Source organism: Maribacter sp. (assembly GCF_039974175.1).
In the GTDB taxonomy this organism is placed as follows: Bacteria; Bacteroidota; Bacteroidia; order Flavobacteriales; family Flavobacteriaceae; genus Maribacter_C.
Map to the genome: position 1 here is coordinate 1,308,736 of NZ_JBDWJN010000010.1, position 16,703 is coordinate 1,325,438.

A 16,703-nucleotide genomic window follows, 5' to 3' on the forward strand; every position below is an offset into this window, starting at 1 on the left:
TTAAGTTTTTCATCGCCCCTAGTTTTGTGGTCTAATATTTTAAACAAAGATCATGGAAACTTTTTTATCATTACCCACGCCCTTAGAAATCTTACTTGACCCTTTATCTTTATATGTATTGGCTACTTATGTGCTATTAATTGTATGGGAAGAACTCTTTCCAGCACGGAAACTTCCGAAAGTGAAGTTATGGAGATTGAAAGGCCTCAGCTTTTTCTTCCTTTTCTTTTTTATGGCATCTTATCTACCCCTTTGGGTTGACCCTTTTCTTGCCCAATACCAACTAATTGATTTAAGCTATTTAGGCCTAGTACCAGGCTTAGCTATAGGTCTTGTAGTTTACGAACTCGGCGTATACCTATACCATATCACCATGCACAAATACGATTTTCTGTGGCGTACCTTTCATCAAGTGCATCATAGTGCAGAAAGATTAGATACCTATGGGGCGTTATTTCACAGTCCGTTAGACATGATTGGCTTCACACTTGTGGGCAGTATCTCTTTGACCTTGTTCGTAGGTTTATCACCTGAGGTAATTACGATTTTACTTTTCATTATTAATTTTATGGCCTTTTTTCAGCATGCGAATATCAAGACGCCACAATGGATAGGGTATTTAATTCAACGTCCAGAAAGTCATTCCATTCATCACGGCAGAGGAATTCATAAATACAACTATTCCGATTTACCGATTATTGATATGATTTTTGGCACTTTCAAAAACCCCAAGAATTACGAAAAAGAAACAGGTTTTTACAATGGTGCAACAGACCGAATATTGGATATGCTACTTTTCAAGGATATCAGTTCAAAGAAATCAAATGAGACCGATAAAAATTAAATGGTTTGGTTGGAGCTGCACCTACGAAGAGCACCAGCGCAAAAAGAGTTTGTGCTTGAGAAGTAATTCTTGTGATAACAAGTCACGGTTTAGAAACTACCATTAAAGCGCATGCCCTTTGCGTAATCAAACAATGTGGAACATGGGTCAAACCAATGTTCCCTTTGTTTTTTATAAAAGGTTTTTTGAATTAACGATCGCGCTTCATTATTACCTTAAAGTATGAAGGACAAGTTCAATTGTTCATGCACATCAATCCATAGGCTACAAATGTAGCATGGGTAGCCCATAACTTGGTCATAATTTGTGCTGTAACAAATAGATAACTACCTTATCTTTAAAGTAAACATCATAGGAAATGAAATCTAATATTTTTCTTCATACCCTTAAGATCGCTATTGCCATCAGCATTGCAATGGTGCATCTTGGAGCAGCTCAAGCACAGCATAGCGATACCACCAATACCCCGCCCCTAAAGCAATGGTATTTATCAACCGGTAACTGGGGCAATGATCCTCAAATTTATGTCCAAGAAATCGGCAATGGAATTGAACCTATCATCATGCTTCATGGAGGTTGGGGAGGCGAACATGGCGGCATGTTAGCCGCGGTGCACGGGCTCGAAAATGAATTTAGATTTGTCTTTTATGATCAACGGGGTTCCTTGCGATCTCCTTTTCCTGATTCTTTGATTACATTCGAGCAACACATCAATGACTTGGAATTATTAAGAAAAGAGTTAGATTTCAACAAAGTAACAATTGTCGGACATTCTATGGGGGGTGTTTTAGCTTCGGCCTACGCCTCGAAATATCCACAGCATATTAAAAAACTAGTGCTTATTAGTCCTGCAGCCCTTAAGCAACCATTTTCTGATGAGGATAATGAAATTGGCCAACAGCAGTTTGCGGCGAGTCAAGAATTCCAAAATAGAGCAGCAATCGCTAAAGAACTTGCGGAGTACAGTCTTAACAAAGCAGATTCTTTGCTCAATTCAAGGGAAAAAACGATGCGATCGAGAATCAACTTTGGAAAATTAATGCTGTATGATATTTCGAAATGGACTGAATTAAGAAACGGAAGAGGTATCTATAAAGGCAATGTATTCAACCTAACGGCCAATACGTATCCCAAAAATGGATGGGATTATTTTTCGGAATTTAAGAACCAAAATTATCCTGTAAGTATTATAATCGGTGACCACGACTGGTTGGATTTCGGAAATAACCTAAATAAAAAATGGGCGAAAGAAGTAGCTCGAATTAAATTTAGAAGTCTCAAAAATGCAGGGCATATTCCTTGGATAGACCAACCGGCTATATTCGAAAAAGAATTTAGAACACAATTGACCGAATAGCTATTTACATATGAACGTACTGGTCATAATTATCGACCTTATAAAAAACAAAAGGAAATATGAAAAAAGAAAAAATACTACTTGCAATTATGGCGCTGCTTGTCGTTGAAGCATACGGTCAGCAAGAGTTAAACCTAGCCAATACGCTTACAAACGGAAAAATAACAGCCGTAAATAGAGCGGTATCGCTTTATGGAGCTATTGAGCATGCCGTGGAAATGGATGCCAGAGACGGCGACGGTTTGGCAATTTTTGAGGATACCGAATTTGGTACAGGTACGATAGAAGTTGAACTTTTAGGAGAGAACAACCCGGGGAAAAGTTTTATCGGAATAGCCTTTAATATCGAAAATGACAGTACCTATGAAGCCATCTATTTTCGCCCCTTCAACTTTGTTGCTGAAGAACAGATAAGAAAAGACCATATGGTGCAATATATATTTCACCCTGAATTTACATGGAGAAAACTAAGAGCGCAAAGAACCGGAGAATTTGAAAACGAAATTACTCAAGCTCCAAATCCTGATGATTGGTTCAAAGCAAGAATCAAGGTTGATGATGAAAAAGTAACGGTTTATGTAAAACATCTATCCGAACCGGTTTTAACAGTTCATCGTTTAAACGCAACTACTTCTAAAAAAATCGGACTTTGGACAGGCTTTGGCTCCTCGGGGCGATTTAGAAATCTGATTTTAAAAAAGAAATAAACTACAGCCAACAACGAACCAAGTCTTCTAAAAGGATTAGCTGCCTAAACCACAGTGTTAGACGAATACGTTATGCAAAATCGTACAAATGAAATTAAATAAACCATTCTACCGCCCCCCTAAACCCATGCCGGCGCGGCCAAAAGGCCAAACAATGATATGCCGTTGTTTTAATTCTTTATTAGGTAATGGTCAATGAGCAAAACACTAAAAACATTTTTGCACTACCTATGGCAGTCCATACTTTTTTGGACGATTACCATGTTGCTCTGGGGCGTATTTCGATTTTTTGGACTAGAAGATAGCCCTGGTATTTTAATAAATGCCGAATCGCAGCATAACCTAGACATGACGGAGATACTCTCCCTATTTGCCTTGGCTGGTTTTCTGTTCGGTATTTTATATGCCACAATAGAGTTCGTTTTTGAAAAATATGGATCCAAAAGACGTGCTATAGGGTTGACTGTTGTTATGAAGACAATTATCTATCTCTTCATTATCATACTGTTATCAACTTCGATGATTGAATTGGGTGGGGAGCTGTTTGGCGTAGAAAAAAGTAACGAACTGGGTTGGTGGCGTAGCGACAAAAGCTTTTGGGTAACCGTTTTGTACTTTATGCTAAGCTCCCTAATTTTTTCCTTCATCAAGATTGCCAACGAAAAATTCGGACCAGGAATATTTTTAAAAATGCTATGGGGTACTTATAAAAACCCAAAAGAAGAGAAACGAATTTTTATGTTTCTTGACCTAAAATCTTCGACAAGCATTGCTGAGACTTTAGGGCATTTAAAATATAGCCAATTGATACAGGATTGTTTTTATGATTTAAATGAAGTTGTTCCGCAATACGCCGCCGAGATTTATCAATATGTAGGCGATGAGGCTGTGCTGAGTTGGTCGTATAGCAAAGGATTGGCAAACAATAATTGTGTGGCATTGTTCTTTGCATTCCAGACCCTTTTGAATACGCGTAGTGCATACTATACAAAAAAATATGGATTACTACCCGAGTTTAAAGCAGGGCTGCATGGCGGAGACTTAATGGTTGCAGAAGTAGGTGTTGTAAAAAAGGAATTGGCATTTCATGGTGATGTCATCAATACCTCTGCAAGAATACAGGCCGCATGCAATACACACGATGTAGCCGTTTTAATGTCAGAGAAATTAAAAGAAGACCTTAAGGTAGGTCACCGTTATTCGACGCAATTTATTGGCAATTTGCCTTTAAAAGGTAAAAAGGAAGCATCGAATGTCTATACCATTTTTGAAGCCTAATGTAGTACAAGTTCGAATTTGAACTTAAACAAAAGTCAGAACTTTTTATAGAAAATCTAATCCCGGAATTCTAAACAGCATTCAGAAATATGGTATCTTGTCTTTTTAATCAAGAATATTTCGAGGAATCTACTAGGTTTCAAAATTACACCAGCCATTTTTTATGAAAGCTATCAAGTCTTTATCATTACCCTTGTCATTGTTGTGTATTGCTGTTATGCTAATTACTAGCTGTACGCAATCGAAAAAAACCACGGCCACAGAAAAATCGGAAAATCTAGTTCATCCTGAAGAATGGACAGCCATCAAAGCACTACCATTAGATACAGCGATTGAGACACAAATAGATGAGCTATTGCCGAAATTAACCTTAGAACAAAAAGTAGGTCAAGTGATTCAAGCCGATAATGGATCAGTTACTCCAGAAGAAGTTAAAAAGTACCGTTTAGGGTCAGTGTTAAGTGGCGGTAATTCGGCTCCTGGGCCACTACCCTATGCTGATACCAAAACATGGTTAGCGATGGCTGATAAATATTACAACGCCTCCATAGATACAGAGGGCGTGGAGGTAGCCATTCCAACTATTTGGGGTATTGATGCCGTTCACGGTCACGCCAACCTCAGCGGTGCGATTGTATTTCCACACAATGTTGGGTTGGGTGCGATGCACAATCCTGACCTCATCGAAAAAATTGCTGCGGTGACTGCTCATGAACTTACCGTATCTGGTCACGATTGGACCTTTGCGCCAACTTTGGCGATACCGCAAGACGTACGTTGGGGTAGAAGTTATGAGGGGTTCTCAGAAGACCCAGCATTAGTCAAGTCATATGCAGATCGTATTGTTTATGGTCTACAAGGTCGTTTTGGGGAGGAAGATTTCATGGGAGATGGACGGGTAATTTCAAGTGCTAAACATTTTCTAGCGGATGGAGCGACTGAAAATGGTGTGGATCAAGGTGATGCTACGATCAGCGAAGCAGAATTACGAGATGTACATGCGGCCGGATACTACAGCGCGATACCAGCAGGCGTACAAACTGTAATGGCCTCTTTTTCTAGCTGGCAGGGTAGAAAACTGCATGGAGACAAAGAACTGTTGACCGATGTGCTTAAGGGGCAGCTAGGTTTTAACGGTTTTGTGGTAGGCGATTGGAACGGTCACGGGCAAGTTCAGGGCTGTACGAATACAGATTGTGCAGCTTCCTTAAATGCAGGTCTCGATATGTATATGGCTCCAGATAGCTGGAAAGATTTATATGAGAACACCCTAAAGCAGGCGAAGGATGGAACCATACCTATGAGTCGATTAGATGATGCGGTGCGGCGTATTCTACGTGTAAAAATAGCGTCGGGTATATTTACCAAAGGTGCGCCAAGTACACGCAAAAATGCAGGAGATGAGGGTCTTTTGGGTCTTCCTAAAAACAGGGCTATTGCCAGACAAGCTGTACGGGAGTCTATGGTATTATTAAAGAACAACAAGGGCTTATTGCCTTTAGATGCTTCAAAAACAATATTGGTAGTGGGTGATGGGGCCGCAAGTATTTCGAAGGCATGTGGCGGTTGGACGCGCTCCTGGCAAGGTACCGGACATACCAATGCTGAGTTTCCAAATAGCGAATCGATACTTGATGGCATACAAGATGCGGTAAATAAAGCTGGCGGCAAAGTGATTTTTTCAGCTAACGGAGATACCAATGAGACGGCAGATGCGGTGGTTGCCATTTATGGTGAAGACCCCTATGCAGAGTTCCAGGGAGATCGTGAAAATCTCGACTTCGTACCCAACGCTTTTGATGTAAATAAACTTGCGAAATTTCGCAATAAAGGTATTCCTATTGTGTCAGTTTTTCTATCAGGTCGTCCTCTATGGAGCAACCCTGAAATAAATATGTCAGACGCATTCATTGCTGCTTGGCTACCAGGTACTGAAGGTGGAGGTATTTCCGATATGGTATTCCAAAGAGACCCGTCATACGATTTTACAGGGCGTTTATCTTTTACTTGGCCCAATCGTGCTGTTGTGGCTGAAGACCCCAAACAGCGTAAGTCAGGGGCCTTGTTTGAGTTGGGTTATGGGCTTTCTTACAAAAGCACTGTAAACGTCGATCAACTTTCGGAAGCATCTGGTTTAGAAAGCGCTGAAGTAGCTTCAACGGGTAACTTTTTCAGTAAGGGTGCTCCCGTTGCACCATGGAGCTTGTGGCTGAAATCAGGAGACTTAAACAAACAAATAGCTAGTTTTCCTACATCGGTAGGCGGCCTGCTCATTAGCAAAATTGATCATGAGGCACAAGAAGATGCTTTGCGCATAAAGTGGACGAAATCAGACTACGACCAAGTGCGAGTAAGTACGTCTTCACCAAATGATATGTCACGACAAACCAATGGCGCGATGGAATTGACCTTCTCGGCAAAATCATTTACAGACGATATTGCCCTTGTCAAGATTGGAATGGGATGTGATCAAGACTCCGATTGTGATGAAACCCTTGATATCAAGATCGAAGGAAATGCATGGAAAGAATACCGTATAAGCTTAAGTTGCTTTGCTAATCTCGGGGTTGACATGAGTAAGATTAGTACTGCCTTAATGATTACAGCGGGTGAAGGCGTTGATATCGGACTAAGTAGTATTCGCCTAGAATCAGACATTGATGCCAAACCCGGATGTGATGGTAGGTAACGGTTTTTCTGGTACAGATTAGCCTAAGAATCAATATGTAAAATGAAGTATACTTTTACCCTACTGCTCTTTATTTTGTTTTTGGCCTGTGCTGAAAAAATGCCAACCGCATACGTACTCGATGAAAAAGACTTGGTACCTGAAGGTATTGCCTTTTCCGCGAAAAACAACGCCTTTTACCTGACCAGTGTAGCCAAATCAAAAATAGTAAGCGTTGACAGAAAAACGGGCCAACAAGCTGACTTTATAACAGAGCAAGAATTTGGTTACCAACCAGGCGTTGGTATATGGGTTGATGATGAGCGAAACCTGCTGCATGCCCTTGGGGGATACGCCAGAAGGCAAGATTCCCTTTCAGCTTTATATACCTTTGATATCTCCACCCAAAAACTGCTCAAACGCTATACTGCAACTAAAGGACAATTTCTAAACGACATGGTTGTTGATGACAAAGGCGATATCTACCTAACCGACTCTAACGGTCAATCTATCTTTCTTTTAAAAAAAGAAGCCGATGCACTGGAATTGTTTTACGAGTCTCCCGAAATCGAATTCCCTAATGGTATTGCCATTTCAGATGATAATTCAAAACTCTATATTGCCTCCTTTGAAAAGGGAGTGCGCATATTAGATATGGTCAACAAACAGCTCCTAAACCAGGCAGACTCGCTAAGCACCTCTCAGGGCATCGACGGCTTGGAATTTTACAAAGGTCATTTGTATGCTGTACAAAACGGAATTCAAGCCAATGGTTTTAACTTTCGAAAGTTGGTCTTGAATGCAACACAAAGCAAAATCGAAGCTGTCGAAATCATCGACAGTGGCAACCCAGATTTAAACGTGCCCCTTACCTTCTGCTTCGCCAAGAACACGGCTGTGGTAATTGGGAATTCGAATTTGAGACATTTGAATCAAGAATCGATGCAGTTTGCTGAATCTGATACTATTGAGAAAACCAAATTATTAGTATATGAGATTGAATGATCAAAACGATTAGTTCTTCTTCTAAAATCTTACCTTAGTTCTTCCTCCGAAATAGTAAGCTATACTCACGAAATTTGAGTAGGTTGTGAACCCTTGTAAACTTTAAGCAATGAAAAAAATAGCAAAGATTGGTATTGCCGTCTTACTATCAATCAGTTTCCAAAGCTTATTAAGTCAAAACAAAAGGGAAGCAAAACCCGTTTCATTAATGATGTTTAAAGCGGTAGCAAATTCAGAATACGATTTAGTTGTTCGAATAAACAGAGATATGAGTGATGCAGAATGGAGTTCGCGAATTGAGCTTTTAACAAGCTTTGACAAGACAATTAAAATCAATTATACGCGAGACAAGGCAGGAAATATCAGTACGCTTTCAAGTTCGAACGGTAGATCTTCCTGTGCGTCTTAAAATTTTAGATACATCATAATCGGGTTTAAAAATGGAGAATCGAAAGGCTGCATGATTTCAGATAAAAAAAATAAATGACACAAAACTTTCAACAAATCCAAAGCCACTTACACACAAATTGACCCTATTATCAACCAACGAAAATGACACTTGAAGATTTAGGATACAACAAAGCTTTAGACGACTATCGAAAAGAGCAGAATTTCGACTCATTTGCCATTGGTCGCGTTATTTTAGAACATAAAGACCGCTATGTTGTCAAAACGGGTACCGCTGAATTGGAGTCAGAACTTATTGGTAATATGAGATTTACAGCAGAAAGCAGATACGACCTTCCTGCAGTCGGTGACTGGGTGGCTATTTCAGAATATGATGAGAACAAATCTTTAATACACGGTATTTTCCCCAGACATTCCATACTCGAAAGACAAGCCGTCGGAACATCGGCCCAAGTGCAAATAATCGCAACCAATATTGATTATGGACTCATTGTACAATCGGTCAACAGAGACTATAATATCAATCGGTTAGAGCGGTATCTAACCATTTGTAATACAGCCAATGTAGCCCCTATTGTTGTTTTAAGTAAGATAGACTTGGTAGACGAGAAAAAGTTAAATGCACTTCTTACGGAAGTAAAAAAGCGAATAAAGACTGTTCCTGTTTATGGGCTTAGCAATCACACCCGTATTGGATTAGAGGAAATAAAAGCCCTCATCAAACATGGCAAAACCTACTGTTTGTTAGGCTCATCTGGCGTTGGCAAATCGACGCTTTTAAATCAACTAACTGCAAAAACACTGATGCCTACCGCTGCAATTAGCGAAAAAATCGATAGGGGAAAACATATTACAACACATCGCGAGTTGGTGGTTTTGGAAAGCGGAGGCATTCTTATTGACAATCCAGGAATGCGGGAAATCGGTATTACAACTTCTTCAGCCGGGCTTGAAACCACATTTGACGTCGTTATTGAATTAGCACAAAATTGTAAATTCAGTGACTGTACCCATACCAATGAAAAGGGTTGCGCTATACTGACAGCGGTCGCAAGCGGAGAAATTGACTCAGATTCCTATGCGAATTTTCAAAAAATGGAAAAGGAAAGAGATTTTTTTGAATCTAGTGTTGCAGAAAAGAAAAAGAAAGATAAGGACTTGGGAAAGCTGATCAAGAATATGAAGAAAGAGCGAAATCGCAATCGGTATTAAATGCACTAAGTAGCTGACTAAGTTTAAAATTAATTCGGAATTAAATTCTTAAACCATCATGATAAGACCAGAACCGATACTTGCAGTGGCAAATGTGGAAAAAAGCTCGAAATGGTATCAAAAACTTTTGAACTGTAAAAGTGCACATGGAGGAAGTATTTTCGAAATTTTGACTAATGAAAATAACGAACAAATTTTGTCATTGCACAGATGGGAAGTCCATGGGCATCCGACCTTAGCTGACCCTACCAAAGAAACCGGAAACGGATTGATTTTGTATTTTGTGGTAGACGACTTGAACCTGATTTGGGCAAACGCTAAGAAGCTCAACGCCAAAATTGAGGAAGAACCTCATTTGAACACCAACTCAGGGCGCCGAGAATTCTCTATCCGAGATTTAGATAACTATTACATATCAATCACTTGCGACCATTAAGGTGGCAATTAAATAAGTAGAAATGAAGGAAAAAGAAATAATAAGAAATGGAAAAGGTGAAAACTACAACTACGCTCAAGACCATTGCTTTATTAAACTTTCATCAAACAAAACCAATGGTGAACTGTGTTTTGTTGAAGACACCCTGAAACCTGGATTTTATTTGGGAAGACATCATCACAAAATAATGACCGAAGTATTTTATATTCTTGAGGGCGAAGTAAGGTTGATTTTTGATAACGAATCCATTATCGCCTCAGCAGGAGATACTATCACAATTCCGCCCAATGTGTGGCATGCCGCGAGCTGTAAAAATGGTGGTAAGATGCTCACTATCTTCAAAAGTGGTCAGTTTGATCTCTACTTGAAAAAACTATCGCAGTTAACCGATAGTGATTTTGAAGATGCGGCATTAATGAAGCGCATATCCGCCGAATATGATATTTACGAAGAATAAAAACGTGTGAATTTCAAGAATAAACGCAGATGGCGTATCATAGGCACCTATAGCCTTGGTTGGACCTTAGCTTTCTTATTTTTAACTATAATAAGAGGCGTTGGGGCAACGGAGGATGGTGCTATTGACTTCGATTTTCTTACTAGTTTGGGGTACGTTTTTACAATGGCTCCAGTCTTTGGTGCCATATCGGGCTACGCCCAAATTATTGCGCTCGAACGCCTCTATAAACGTACCTCAGCGAAGAAGCTATTGATCATCCGCCTGTCGCTTTCGATTCTTTTTCTGACCATTTTAGTACTAGCTTCATACCTTATAGTTCCGCCTATTTTGGGTTTGGAAATTAGCTTAATAGATTTCATTTTCGACAAAGGAAGCCTCCCCATCTATTTCTATATATTAACGATAGACATTTTTATGGCCGCGGTATGGCAGGTAAATATGATGCTAGGAGGAAATAATTTATGGAAAATGTTGCAAGGCAAATTTTATGAGCCTAGAGAAGAGAATCGAATTTTTATGTTTTTAGACTTGAAAGATTCGACAAAGCACGCCGAAAAATTAGGGCATATTAAATATAGTAGACTCATTCAAGAATGTTTTAATGATCTAGGTGTTGTCATCGAAAATGAGGCTGAAATTTATCAATATGTGGGCGACGAGGCCATTCTGACCTGGCAATCAAAAAATGGACTACGAAACCAAAATTGCATCAATGCCTTTTACAGTTTTAAAAGCGAACTGCTCAAAAAGAAGTCATACTATTTAGATTCATATGATTGTCTTCCTACATTTAAGGCGGGGTTGAACGAAGGCGTAGTTACCGTTACCGAAGTAGGGAAGTATAAAAAGGAAATCGCATATCATGGCGATACTATCAATACCGCAGCTCGCATTCAAGGAAAATGCAATGAGTTGGGGCAAGAATTACTCTTATCGGAAAATTTAAAAAACAAGTTGGGTAACACAACTATTGCATTTGAACCCAAAGGCAATATCCTTTTAAAGGGTAAGGCCACAGAAGTTAAAATTTTCGCTGCCCAGCCAAGTACTGCCAATAAAGGAGAACCATTGTGACTTATAAACGCCCATAACGATTGTTCCCATTTTTCACTCCCATCTTTCTTCCTAAATAATTTTATCAAAAAAATTGCGCAAGTGAATGCTTTCGTTTATATTAGCAAGCAATTACTTGCGTATTAATCGAAATTATGAGAAGAGATGTATTTAATGCTATAGCCGACCCTACAAGAAGGAGTATTCTACTGGCATTGACAAGCAAATCACAGAATGTCAATGCTCTGGCTGACCAGTTCGATATGACCAGACAAGCAGTATCATTACATATCAAATACCTACAAGAATGTGGTGTTATCACTATAAAAAAAGAGGGGCGCGAACGGTATTGCAATCTTGAAGCACAAAAGCTAATTGAAGTTGGCGATTGGTTAGAACCGTTTAGAAAAATGTGGGCTGGAAAATTCGATCAACTCGGGGTGCTATTGGAAGAATTACAATCAAAACCTAAAAAGGAATCCTAAAACACAAACACTATGGAAAACAAACCATTAATCTTAGAACAGGAATTTAATGCTCCTATAGCATTAGTTTGGCGGGCAATTACCGAAAAAGAGTTGATGAAAAAATGGTATTTCGATATCCCAGATTTCAAACCAGAAGTGGGCTGTAAGTTTCAATTTGAAGGTGGTGAAGAAGGCAAGCGCTATATGCATCTATGCGAGGTTTTAGAAGTAATTCCGCCTAAAAAACTTAAATATTCTTGGAAATACGAAGGATACCCAGGATGTTCTTTTGTAAGCTTTGAATTATCAGCTATTGGTGAAAAAACCAAAGTAAAACTCATTCATGAAGGAATTGAAACATTTACAAACCCAGATTTCAAGAAGGAAAACTTTGTTGGCGGATGGAATTATCTAATTCACGAATCACTAAAAGAATTTTTAGAAAATGGCAAGGCACTTCGGTATTGGTAGCAATTAGCGCGAAAACATCTGCAAAGTTGAAATACAGTTTAGGGCATCCACGTTATCTTTGGAGTTTAAAAAAACTGCTTATGAAAAATACATTCCTTGTTACTTTGATTTGCCTGAGTCTATCGTGTGAAGAACAACAACAGACGAAAGAAACTGGTAACTATATTGTAGAAACCACTGTACAACTTCAGCCTGGTAAAATTCATGAGGTATTGGAGCTTTTTAAAGTCACAAACCCTGAATTGGTGCGTAAGCAATCGGACTGGGTGAGCGCATCATTTTCTAAGCTAGAGGAAAAAGACATCGTTTTTGTGCGGGCAGAATGGAAAAACAAAGCGTCCTATTTAAAATTTGCGCAATCTGAAAAATTCAAAAAAGCAATGGGTCAATTTAACCCTTACTGCATCGAAAAGCCGAAAGTGACGATTACCAAAGTTTTGTTTGAGATGTGAAATGTTAGAGCGCTGGCTTAGCCAAAGTGCTATCGGAAGTGTCAATGAAGTTGCATTTCAAATGCGCCACTAGATTTGGGCAAGTAAAACATAGATTTGGAAAAGGATGTCTAGCTATATTGACGCAATTTTGTATTGTAATTAAAAGACAAAGCAAAATGAATCAGAAAACAGCAATCATTACAGGAGCAAGTCGAGGTCTAGGTAGAGACATGGCAATAAATCTAGCCAAAGAAGGTATCGATATCATATTCTCATACCATAGTAACCAAATCAAAGCGAACGAACTCATTCAAGAAATTGAAGCTATAGGACAAAAGGCAGTCGCTTTTCAATTTGATGCCAATGATTTTACAAGTGGAAATAGGTTTATAGAGAAAGCTACAGCTTATTTAAAAGCGGAAAATGGTAAGTCTGGTTTTGAATTTCTCATCAATAATGCAGGAACAGGGGCCTATAACTTGATTGCCAACACCACTGAAGCGCAATTTGATGAAATGATGCATGTACATATGAAAAGTGTTTACTTTCTGACTCAGGCGGCTTTGCCACATCTAAAAGAAGGGGGTCGAATCATCAATATTTCAAGTGGTCTGGCCCGATTTAGCCTCCCCGGGATGTCAGCCTACGCAATGATGAAAGGGGGAATTGAGATATTTACCCGTTATTTGGCTAAAGAACTGGGTGACCGTCAAATAACTGCAAATGTCATTGCTCCTGGAGCCATTGCCACCGACTTTGCCGGAGGTAGTAATCGTGAAGACGATAAGCAGGCATTGATAGCTAGTATTACTGCATTAGGCCGCGTAGGAGAAGCTGATGATATTGGCGGAGTTGTTGCTTTCCTTTGTTCCGATAAAGCAGCTTGGATTAATGGGCAACGTATCGAGGTTTCTGGCGGAATGTTGGTGTAAATCTAGGAGCATGGGCATATTTAAAAGAGCGGTCGAGTTTTCTTGTCGGCTTGAGCCTACCGATAATAAGGTATCGACGATATATTAACATATTTCAACAGGTTCAAGATGGTATTTGACCCAACTTTTAAAGCACCATCTTCTTTTCAGTAAATTTAGGTACATGAATGAGTTATCGCATTTCAAAAAAATTGGGGACTACCACAAATTGGCAAATTTGCCCGCACCAGAACATCCGCTGATCAGTTTGGTGAATTATGCTCGGGTGCAGTACCCGACCACGATAGAAAAATTGCGATGGAGGCAAGATTATTATACTATTGGGCTGAAGCGCAACGTAGCTCACAAACTTTTTTACGGGCAACAAGAATATGATTTCGACCAAGGTTTAATGACTTTCGTGGCACCTCAGCAGGTAATGAGTTTGGCGGGCAATCCGAATTTAAAGGCGAACAAACCGTCTGGTTATTTGTTGCTAGTGCATCCTGATTTTCTTTGGAACAGTGACTTAGCCAAAAAAATGTCCTACTTTGAATTCTTCGGCTATGGGGTTCGTGAATCGCTTTTCTTATCGCAAAAAGAAGAAAAGCAAATGGTGGCTATTTTAAAAAATATACAGCAAGAATACCAATCTAACATCGATAAGTTTAGTCAAAAGATCATTATCTCACAATTAGAGCTGCTGCTCAATTATGCCGAACGTTACTATGAGCGGCAATTTATTACACGTAAAATTTCTAATCACGAAACCGTACGCCGGTTAGAAGGGATAGTATCAGACTATTTTAAGGAAGATCGTTTGATAGAAAAAGGCTTGCCCACGGTACAAATGGTAGCCGACAGTCTGAATCTATCACCGAATTATTTGAGTAGCTTATTAAAATCTCAAACCGGGCAAAGCACACAGCAACATATTCATAATAAGCTTATAGAAAAGGCCAAAGAGCAATTGTCTACAACTACACTTTCGGTGAGCGAAATCGCCTATAGTTTGGGTTTTGAACATCACACATCCTTCACCAAATTGTTCAAAAACAAAACAGAAATGACGCCATTGGAGTTTCGAAAAGCATTTAACTAGGTTGCATTGCCGACGAGAATTCCTGTAATTATATAGGCCTCACAATGTTCAGCGCCTTGATTTTCGAACTTAAGGTAGTAGGCTTCAGTTGCAGAATAGCAGCAGCACCATTCTTGCCGGAAATTTTCCAGCTGGTTTTTTTTAGAGCGCGAAGAATATTCGCTCGTTCCAATTCGATTATTTCTTCCGAAGAATAAATCTTCTCGTATTTTGACTGGGTTGAAGTTGCCGCTTGTTCAGAAGATTTGGGAATTAAGCCGTCCCAATCGATGGTTCCATTTTGAGCAACAATGACTGCACGTTCGATGATGTTTTGAAGTTCGCGTACATTGCCCGGCCAATCATAAAGTGATAACAAAGCCTTATCAGCCTCGGTCAAAGGCTCTACCTTTTTATTGAGTTTTGCCGAAAACTGTTCGATAATTTTCTGTGCGATCAAATGAATATCATTTCCGCGTTCTCGCAAAGATGGCACTACGATTGGAAAAACATTCAAACGGTAGTAGAGGTCTTCCCTGAACTTGCCTTCTTTCGAAAACTTAAATAAATCACGATGCGTGGCCGCGATAATGCGCACATCAACTTTTACGGTTTCTGAACTTCCCAGCGGGTCGAACTCTCCTTCTTGAATGATTCGTAAAAGTTTGGGTTGCAGATCTAAAGGCATCTCCCCTATTTCATCTAAAAATATAGTTCCCTTATCTGCCAGCAAAAAGCGTCCTTTTCTACTAGCGGTCGCACCTGTAAAAGCCCCTTTCTCATGACCGAACAATTCGCTTTCAATCAGGTTCGCCGGTATGGCACCACAATTAATGCGGATCAAAGGTTTGTCGTTTCTGAGACTTGCCTGATGAATGGCTCTGGCCACTAACTCCTTTCCGGTACCAGTTTCTCCATTGATCAAGACTGTGGCGTCGGTTTGAGCAACTTGTTCGATTAAATTGAGTACTTCGATCATACTAGAATCTTGAGCGATAATTCCGTAACTGCTGGTCAATTCTTTTATTTCCTCAGTTAAATATTCAGTCTGATTGGTCAAAATGCTAATTGTGTCTTGAGCTGCAATACGTTCTTCGATATTTCTCAAGATCAAGGTGTAAAAAGTTTCGTCACCTTCCTTGTACCAACTAATGGTGCCTTCGTTCAATGTTTCTTTCTCATTAGAACCAATGACTTTTACAATTTGAGGTAAATAGTTGTTGAGCGCATCTTGGTCACCTCCCTTTCCTGATGTTACTAAAGACTCAATGAGTTCGGCGCTTGCATCATCAAAGAAAAAAAGCACCTTACGCTGCAGCACATCATCATTCTCCAACAATACATTCGCAGAAGGGTTGGTCAAGATTATCCTGAACTTGGCGTCGAACATGATGATGGCATCCATAGCACCATTGATGAGTCCGCTCATTTTATTGTTGGCCTGTTCCACTAATTTTTTGGAATTGGCCAATTGTTCTTGGGTTGTATCCAATTCGCGATGGCGCTTGATCATTACGGAAAGTATTCCCTGTGAGAACCCTTGGTCACCTTTCATTAAAGCTAAAAAGTGTTCACGGCCAATCTTTGCCACCTTGGTGGCTTGAATCGCTGTTACTGAAGCAGAACGTGTATCGTTGTCGATAAGGGCGTACTCGCCAAAGCAGTCTCCTTGTTTCAAATGCCCGAAATCATGCTGCCCTTCATGCACCTTTACTTCGCCTTCGAGAATGACGAACATGGCATCACCCACATCACCTTTAGAGACGATAGTATCATTTCTAAAATACCCTTCCACTGCAATATGATTACAGAGATTGGTCAATGAGGTTTTTGAAACCTCGGAAAAGAAGGGAACCTTTGCTAGAAATGCCGGAAGATCGGTTTCTATTTCAGACATAATACAAATGAGCT

General features: G+C 39.7%; 17 protein-coding genes. 16 read left to right on the forward strand and 1 reads right to left on the reverse strand.

Annotation, left to right across the window (positions count from 1 at the left end; all coding sequences use genetic code 11):
* Nucleotides 1-52: 52 nt before the first annotated feature.
* The 16 genes from ABJN95_RS14955 to ABJN95_RS15030 all read left to right on the forward strand — a co-directional run bounded on the left by ABJN95_RS14955 (nt 53) and on the right by ABJN95_RS15030 (nt 14,813).
* On the forward strand, nt 53-844 hold the full coding sequence (locus tag ABJN95_RS14955) for a sterol desaturase family protein (protein WP_348371380.1): 792 nt from the start codon (nt 53-55) through the stop codon (nt 842-844).
* Nucleotides 845-1,202: 358 nt separating this feature from the next.
* On the forward strand, nt 1,203-2,201 hold the full coding sequence (locus ABJN95_RS14960; protein WP_348371382.1) for an alpha/beta hydrolase: 999 nt from the start codon (nt 1,203-1,205) through the stop codon (nt 2,199-2,201).
* A gap of 59 nt (nt 2,202-2,260) precedes the next feature.
* Nucleotides 2,261-2,908, forward strand: coding sequence for a hypothetical protein (locus ABJN95_RS14965; RefSeq protein WP_348371384.1), 648 nt, complete (start codon nt 2,261-2,263; stop codon nt 2,906-2,908).
* Between the two features lie 195 nt (nt 2,909-3,103).
* Nucleotides 3,104-4,186: an adenylate/guanylate cyclase domain-containing protein gene (locus ABJN95_RS14970; RefSeq protein ID WP_348371385.1), complete on the forward strand. Its 1,083-nt coding sequence runs from the start codon at nt 3,104-3,106 to the stop codon at nt 4,184-4,186.
* A 163-nt stretch (nt 4,187-4,349) separates the two neighbouring features.
* On the forward strand, nt 4,350-6,875 hold the full coding sequence (locus ABJN95_RS14975) for a glycoside hydrolase family 3 N-terminal domain-containing protein (RefSeq protein WP_348371387.1): 2,526 nt from the start codon (nt 4,350-4,352) through the stop codon (nt 6,873-6,875).
* Nucleotides 6,876-6,917: 42 nt separating this feature from the next.
* Nucleotides 6,918-7,859, forward strand: a complete 942-nt coding sequence (locus tag ABJN95_RS14980) for an SMP-30/gluconolactonase/LRE family protein (protein ID WP_348371388.1) — start codon at nt 6,918-6,920, stop codon at nt 7,857-7,859.
* Between the two features lie 109 nt (nt 7,860-7,968).
* Nucleotides 7,969-8,268, forward strand: a complete 300-nt coding sequence (locus ABJN95_RS14985) for a hypothetical protein (protein WP_348371389.1) — start codon at nt 7,969-7,971, stop codon at nt 8,266-8,268.
* 143 nt (nt 8,269-8,411) lie between these two features.
* On the forward strand, nt 8,412-9,479 hold the full coding sequence (rsgA, locus tag ABJN95_RS14990; protein ID WP_348371391.1) for a ribosome small subunit-dependent GTPase A: 1,068 nt from the start codon (nt 8,412-8,414) through the stop codon (nt 9,477-9,479).
* Nucleotides 9,480-9,537: 58 nt separating this feature from the next.
* Nucleotides 9,538-9,915 carry a VOC family protein gene (locus ABJN95_RS14995; RefSeq protein ID WP_348371393.1) on the forward strand — a complete coding sequence of 126 codons (378 nt, stop codon included), beginning with the start codon at nt 9,538-9,540 and terminating at the stop codon, nt 9,913-9,915.
* A 22-nt stretch (nt 9,916-9,937) separates the two neighbouring features.
* Nucleotides 9,938-10,372, forward strand: a complete 435-nt coding sequence (locus ABJN95_RS15000; RefSeq protein ID WP_348371395.1) for a cupin domain-containing protein — start codon at nt 9,938-9,940, stop codon at nt 10,370-10,372.
* 6 nt (nt 10,373-10,378) lie between these two features.
* Nucleotides 10,379-11,449, forward strand: a complete 1,071-nt coding sequence (locus tag ABJN95_RS15005; RefSeq protein ID WP_348371396.1) for an adenylate/guanylate cyclase domain-containing protein — start codon at nt 10,379-10,381, stop codon at nt 11,447-11,449.
* 134 nt (nt 11,450-11,583) lie between these two features.
* The gene (locus ABJN95_RS15010; protein WP_348371398.1) at nt 11,584-11,913 is read left to right on the forward strand and encodes a metalloregulator ArsR/SmtB family transcription factor; all 330 of its coding nucleotides are present in this window, start codon (nt 11,584-11,586) and stop codon (nt 11,911-11,913) included.
* A 12-nt stretch (nt 11,914-11,925) separates the two neighbouring features.
* Nucleotides 11,926-12,366: an SRPBCC domain-containing protein gene (locus tag ABJN95_RS15015; RefSeq protein ID WP_348371399.1), complete on the forward strand. Its 441-nt coding sequence runs from the start codon at nt 11,926-11,928 to the stop codon at nt 12,364-12,366.
* An 80-nt stretch (nt 12,367-12,446) separates the two neighbouring features.
* Nucleotides 12,447-12,818, forward strand: a complete 372-nt coding sequence (locus tag ABJN95_RS15020) for an antibiotic biosynthesis monooxygenase (protein ID WP_348371401.1) — start codon at nt 12,447-12,449, stop codon at nt 12,816-12,818.
* 158 nt (nt 12,819-12,976) lie between these two features.
* Complete coding sequence (locus tag ABJN95_RS15025) at nt 12,977-13,732, forward strand: SDR family oxidoreductase (RefSeq protein WP_348371403.1); 756 nt, start codon at nt 12,977-12,979, stop codon at nt 13,730-13,732.
* A gap of 163 nt (nt 13,733-13,895) precedes the next feature.
* Complete coding sequence (locus ABJN95_RS15030) at nt 13,896-14,813, forward strand: helix-turn-helix transcriptional regulator (RefSeq protein ID WP_348371405.1); 918 nt, start codon at nt 13,896-13,898, stop codon at nt 14,811-14,813.
* Between the two features lie 28 nt (nt 14,814-14,841).
* Here the strand turns inward: ABJN95_RS15030 and ABJN95_RS15035 are convergent, their stop codons facing one another.
* On the reverse strand, nt 14,842-16,689 hold the full coding sequence (locus tag ABJN95_RS15035; RefSeq protein WP_348371406.1) for a sigma 54-interacting transcriptional regulator: 1,848 nt from the start codon (nt 16,687-16,689) through the stop codon (nt 14,842-14,844).
* Between the last annotated feature and the right edge of the window lie 14 nt (nt 16,690-16,703).